Origin of the sequence: Streptomyces sp. SID14478, assembly GCF_010548525.1 — a bacterium.
Classification (GTDB): Bacteria; Actinomycetota; Actinomycetes; order Streptomycetales; family Streptomycetaceae; genus Streptomyces.
Genome location: NZ_JAAGMG010000715.1, coordinates 1 through 5,414, shown reverse-complemented (window position 1 = coordinate 5,414; position 5,414 = coordinate 1). Strand labels below are relative to the sequence as shown.

General features: G+C 71.3%; 6 protein-coding genes. 4 read left to right on the top strand and 2 right to left on the bottom strand.

Going from position 1 to position 5,414, the window contains the following annotated elements:
- Positions 1-215 precede the first annotated feature (215 nt).
- The 4 genes from G3I40_RS23820 (at position 216) to G3I40_RS23805 (ending at position 4,012) form a co-directional block, all read left to right on the top strand.
- On the top strand, positions 216-806 hold the full coding sequence (locus G3I40_RS23820) for a TetR/AcrR family transcriptional regulator (RefSeq protein WP_164304158.1): 591 nt from the start codon (positions 216-218) through the stop codon (positions 804-806).
- A gap of 116 nt (positions 807-922) precedes the next feature.
- Positions 923-2,080 carry an acyl-CoA dehydrogenase family protein gene (locus tag G3I40_RS23815; protein ID WP_164304157.1) on the top strand — a complete coding sequence of 386 codons (1,158 nt, stop codon included), beginning with the start codon at positions 923-925 and terminating at the stop codon, positions 2,078-2,080.
- A 35-nt stretch (positions 2,081-2,115) separates the two neighbouring features.
- Complete coding sequence (locus G3I40_RS23810) at positions 2,116-3,003, top strand: acyl-CoA thioesterase II (protein ID WP_164304156.1); 888 nt, start codon at positions 2,116-2,118, stop codon at positions 3,001-3,003.
- Between the two features lie 19 nt (positions 3,004-3,022).
- A complete protein-coding gene (locus G3I40_RS23805) occupies positions 3,023-4,012 on the top strand; it encodes a cation diffusion facilitator family transporter (protein WP_164304155.1) in 990 nt (329 codons plus the stop codon).
- A 217-nt stretch (positions 4,013-4,229) separates the two neighbouring features.
- Here the strand turns inward: G3I40_RS23805 and G3I40_RS23800 are convergent, their stop codons facing one another.
- Together G3I40_RS23800 and G3I40_RS23795 are read right to left on the bottom strand one after the other, a co-directional pair.
- On the bottom strand, positions 4,230-5,033 hold the full coding sequence (locus tag G3I40_RS23800; RefSeq protein WP_164304154.1) for a phosphatase: 804 nt from the start codon (positions 5,031-5,033) through the stop codon (positions 4,230-4,232).
- Positions 5,034-5,121: 88 nt separating this feature from the next.
- Positions 5,122-5,414: helix-turn-helix domain-containing protein (locus G3I40_RS23795; RefSeq protein ID WP_164304153.1), on the bottom strand; the 293-nt coding region annotated here is incomplete at its 5' end.

Genomic DNA, 5,414 nt, shown 5'->3' with positions numbered 1-5,414 from the left:
GCCGCCGAGCCGGGCCGCGGCGAGCTTCGTGCGCAGCTCCTCGCCGAGTGCCCGGTGGGCCGCCTCGTTGGCCTGCCAGGCCGGGGAGGCGGGCTCGGCCGCGCTCACGAGCTCCGGTGCGTCCTGCATCCTGCGGTCCCCTCATGCAGTTAATGAGCGTTAACCGATTTCCTTCAGGTTAACGGCCGCTAACCTCACTGTCTAGAATTGCTGTCATGGCCACCAGAACCGACGCCCCCACCCGGCGCGAGCAGATCCTCAGGGAGGCCGCGCGGCTCTTCGCCGAGCGCGGGTTCCACGGCGTGGGGGTCGACGAGATAGGAGCCGCGGTCGGCATCAGCGGCCCCGGTCTCTACCGCCACTTCGCGGGCAAGGACGCGATGCTCGCCGAGCTGCTCGTCGGGATCAGCGGGCAGCTGCTGACCGGCGGCAAGCGGCGGGTCGCCGAGGCGGAGCACGGGCCCGAGGCGCTGCTCGACTCGCTCATCGAGGGGCACATCGACTTCGCGCTCGACGACCGCGACCTGATCACCCTGCACGACCGGGAGCTGGACCGGCTGCGCGACAGCGACCGCAAGCTGGTGCGGCAGCTGCAGCGCCAGTACGTGGAGCTGTGGGTGGAGTCGGTGCGCAAGGTCTATCCGGACCTCGCGGAGGCGCACGCGCGCGTGGCCGTGCACGCGGTCTTCGGGCTGCTGAACTCGACGCCGCACCTGAGCCGCCCCGGCTCCCTTCCGGGGCGGGCCGCGACGGCGGCGATGCTGCACAAGTTGGCGCGTGGGGCGTTCGCGGCGGCCGCAGAGTGATGTGCATCTCTGGACGCTCTCGTGACCGGCCGGTAACGTACATCTGAGCAAGCGCTTAGTAGTGGTAGACCTCGTCAGCAGGTCTCGCAGGTCTCGTATCAGAGGGAGAGTTCTCCGTGCGCCGTACCGTTTTTGATGAGGACCACGAGGCGTTCCGGGAGACCCTGCGCGCCTTCATCGAGGCCGAGGTCGTCCCCCACTACGACGAGTGGTTCCAGCAGGGCATCGTGCCGCGCGAGCTGTACGCCAAGATGGCGGAGCTCGGCCTGTTCGGCATCAACGTGCCCGAGGAGTTCGACGGCGCCGGCCTGAGCACCCACAAGTTCGAGGCCATCCAGTACGAGGAGACCGCCCGCGCGGGCGTCTCCTTCGGCGGCTCCGGCGTGCACGTCCTGCTCGCCCTGCCGTACATCAAGATGCTCGCCACCGACGAGCAGAAGAAGCGCTACCTGCCCAGGTTCGTCTCCGGCGAGGAGATGTGGGCGCTGGCGATGACCGAGCCGGGCACCGGCTCCGACGTCGCGGGCATGAAGACCACCGCCAAGCTGTCCGACGACGGCACGCACTACGTCCTCAACGGCGCCAAGACGTTCATCACCGGCGGCGTGCACGCCGACCGCGTCATCGTCTGCGCCCGCACGTCGGCCCCGTCCGCCGAGGACCGCCGCTTCGGCATCTCCCTGTTCGCCGTCGACACCAAGTCCGAGGGCTACTCCATCGGCCGCAAGCTCGACAAGCTCGGCCTGCGCACCTCCGACACCGCCGAGCTGGCGTTCGTCGACGTGAAGGTGCCCGCCGAGGACCTCCTCGGCGAGGAGAACAAGGGCTTCGGCTACCTCGGCACGAACCTTGCCTCCGAGCGCTGGGGCATCGCCTACGGCGCGTACGCGCAGGCCAAGGCCGCCGTGCGGTTCGCCAAGGAGTACGTCCAGGAGCGCGCCGTCTTCGGCAAGCCGGTCGCGTCCTTCCAGAACACCAAGTTCGAACTGGCTGCCTGCCAGGCCGAGGTGGACGCCGCCGAGGCCGTCGCCGACCGCGCCCTGGAGGCCCTCGACGCCGGCGAGCTGACCGCCGCCGAGGCCGCGTCCGCGAAGCTGTTCTGCACCGAGGTCGCCCACCGCGTCATCGACCGCTGCCTCCAGCTGCACGGCGGCTACGGGTTCATGAACGAGTACCCGATCGCCCGCCTGTACGCGGACAACCGCGTCAACCGCATCTACGGCGGCACCAGCGAGGTCATGAAGATGATCATCGCGAAGAACATGGGCCTGTAACCCGCCCGACCAGTGCACTGAGTACAACTACCCCTATGAACAAGGCACTTGAGTCCCTGCTCGATCTGCTCGACCTGGAGCGGATCGAGCAGGACGTCTTCCGCGGCCGGTCCCGGTCCGCCGTCGTCCCGCGCGTCTTCGGCGGGCAGGTGGCGGCCCAGGCGCTGGTCGCCGCCGGGCGCACCGTCCCGGCCGACCGGTTCGCCCACTCCCTGCACGCGTACTTCCTCGTGGCGGGGGACCCGGGCGCGCCCATCGTCTACACCGTCGACCGGATCCGCGACGGCCGGTCCTTCACCACGCGCCGCGTCGTCGCCATCCAGCACGGGCAGCCGATCTTCCACCTCTCCGCGTCCTTCCAGACGTACGAGGAAGGCCTCGACCACCAGGCCGACATGCCGCCCGCGCCCGACCCGGAGACGCTGCCCACGGCAGCCGAGATGCTGCCGCGCTACGCCGACGCGTTCGTCGACCCCAAGGTCGTGACCCGGCTCCTCGAAGCGCGCGAGGCCGTCGACCTGCGGTACGTGGACGCGCCGCCGTTCGCCTTCGTGGGCGAGCCGCAGCCGCCGCGCTCCCAGGTCTGGTTCCGCACGAACGGCAAGCTCGACGGATCCACCGAAGGCGCCGAACACCTGCTGCACGTGTGCCTGGCCACGTACGTCTCCGACATGACACTGCTCGACTCCGTGCTGCTCGCCCACGGGCGCGGCGGCTGGGCCGTCGGCGACGTGGTGGGCGCCTCGCTGGACCACGCCATGTGGTTCCACCGGCCGTTCCGCGCCGACGAATGGCTGCTGTACGACCAGGAGTCGCCGTCCGCCTCCGGGGGGCGCGGCCTCGGCCAGGCCCGCATCTACACCCGGGACGGGCAGCTCGCGATCACCGTCATCCAGGAAGGCGTCGTTCGCGTTCCACGCTGATCGGACATAGCGTCCGTACATGGACGCACGGGCTGAGGGCGCGGACGACGCGACGGAAGAAGAAGCGGGCGGGGAGAGCGTCTTCACCGTCATCGTCGCCGCGGCGGCGAACCTGGGGATCGCGCTGGCCAAGGCGGTCGCCGGGGTCATCAGCGGCTCCAGCGCGATGCTCTCCGAAGCGGCGCACTCGTTCGCCGACACCGTCACCGAACTGCTGCTCCTCACGGCACTGAAGCGCAGCGAGAAGCCCGCCGACGAGGAACATCCGCTCGGGTACGGGGGCGAGCGCTACGTATGGGCGATGCTCGCCGCCGTCGCCACGTTCGTCGGCGGCGCCGTCTTCTCCCTGTACGACGGCATCCACACGCTGATCGCGGGGGAGGAACTCGGCAACCCCCTGGTGTCGTACATCGTGCTCGCGATCGCCTTCGTGCTGGAAGGGTTCTCGCTGCGCACCGCCGTCAAGCAGGCGCGGGGCGAGGCGGCCCGGTTCGCCGCCCCCTTCGGCAGGTATCTGAAGCACACGCCCGACACCGCCGTGAAGGCCGTCGTCCTGGAGGACAGCGCCGCGCTCGTCGGCCTGCTGTTCGCCGCGGGCGGGCTGCTCGGCGGGCAGCTCACCGGGTCCGGGGTGTGGGACGGCATCGCCTCGCTGGGCATCGGCGCGCTGCTGCTGTGGGTGGCCTGGGTACTGGGCCGCTCCAACGCCGAGCTGCTCGTGGGGCGGCCCCTGCCGAAGCCGATGCGGGACGAGATCCGGGCGCTGCTCGTCGAGGGCGAGCACGTCGAGGCCGTGCTGGAGCTGACCACGCTCGTGCAGGGGCCCCGGGAGGCGCTCGTCGCCGCCAAGGTGGACTTCCGGGACGCGTCCACCGCCGCGCAGATCGAGTGGGCCTGCGAGGACGCCTCGCGGCGGTTGCGTGAGCGGTTCCCTGCGGTGCGGCGGGTGTACCTGGACCCCACCCCGGGGTTCGCCCAGCGCCGCACCGAGGGACTCAACCCCTGGTAGGCGCCGTCTCGCCGTGGGGTCCGTGGGGGGTGGGCGGGTGCGGCGCCGTCGTGGCTGGTCGCGCAGTTCCCCGCGCCCCTGAGACGCGCACCTTCGGTGCGGCATCTCATCAGGGAAATGCGGCGCGAAGCGCCTGCATTTCAGGGGCGCGGGGAACTGCGCGAGAAGCCCCACCGGCCCGCACCCGCCGACGAAACCCCGCGCTCACGGCGAGGAGCTAGTCCAGCAGCCCCGCCGCATCCAGCAGGTACGCCGTCATCGGGTCGTAGTGGCGCGGGCTGGTCACATGGTCGTCCAAGGGGACCGTCACCTGCATCGTGCCCTCCGCCTCGCCGAGGAACAGCGCCGGGTCGTTGCAGTCCGCGTAACCGACGGAGTCCAGGCCGCGCTGGCCCGCGCAGCCCGCCCAGCCGTGGTCGGCGACGACCAGGTCGGGCAGCGGCCGGCCGGCGCGCTCCAGGCCGTCGAGGATCTGCGTCATCGGCTCGGGCGCGTGCGTGTGCCACAACGTCGCGCCGCGCTCCAGCATCGCCACGTCCGCGAACTGGAACACCATGCCCTCCTCGGTGGACAGGCCCTCGGGGATCACCACGATCTCGCAGCCCGCCGCGCGCAGGCCCGCCGCCGTCGCGCGGTGGACGTCGAGCAGACCGCCCGGGTGACCCGTGGCGAACAGGACCCGCTGGCGGTCCTCCGCCGCCTTGTGCAGCCGGGCCGCCATCCGCTCCAGGGCGTCGACCGTCAGCTCGGGGTCGATGGTGTCCTGGCCGTGGCGGAACTCCGGGTCGTCGACGACCCCGCAGCGCTCCGCCATCACCGCGAGCACGTCCTGCTCGTCCGTCCAGCGGTCGCCGAGCTCCAGGCCGAGCCAGTAGTTCCGGTCGCCGTTGGCGAGCCTGCGGTAGTGCGAGAGGTTGTTCTCGCGGGGTGTGGCCACCTCGCCCGCGATGCGGGTACGGACGAGGTGCTCGATCAGGGCGGCACGGGTCGGAGTATCGCTGGGAATCCCGGGTATCGGCATGCGTCCATTGTGCCCAGGGTCGCTGTGCGGCGTTGATCGGTTCCGTGGAGTGGACCTGTCGTACGGGTCACCCGGGCTGTCGTACGGGTCACCCGGTCCTGGCCGCGCGCCGCGCGCGCAGCGCCAGCCACAGGTCGAAGCGGTCGTCGCCGTCGTCGAGGCGGCGGCCCGTCAGGCGGGCGACCTTGTCGAGGCGGTTGCGGACGGTGTGCCGGTGCAGGCCGAGGAGGCGGGCCGTCTCGTCCCAGGAGCTGCCGCTGTCCAGCCACGTGCCGAGGGTCAGGGCCAGCGCCCCGCTGGGGTCCGCCGTGTCCAGCGGGGCGAGGAGCGCGTCCGCGTACCCGGTCAGCGCCGTGCGCGCGCCCAGGTCGAGCAGGAGCG

Bases quoted from the DNA above. Each gene is read 5' to 3' on its own strand.
- G3I40_RS23820 (WP_164304158.1), top strand. From the start codon at position 216: ATGGCCACCAGAACCGACGCCCCCACCCGGCGCGAGCAGATCCTCAGG.
- G3I40_RS23810 (WP_164304156.1), top strand. From the start codon at position 2,116: ATGAACAAGGCACTTGAGTCCCTGCTCGATCTGCTCGACCTGGAGCGG.
- G3I40_RS23805 (WP_164304155.1), top strand. From the start codon at position 3,023: ATGGACGCACGGGCTGAGGGCGCGGACGACGCGACGGAAGAAGAAGCG.
- G3I40_RS23800 (WP_164304154.1), bottom strand. From the start codon at position 5,033: ATGCCGATACCCGGGATTCCCAGCGATACTCCGACCCGTGCCGCCCTG.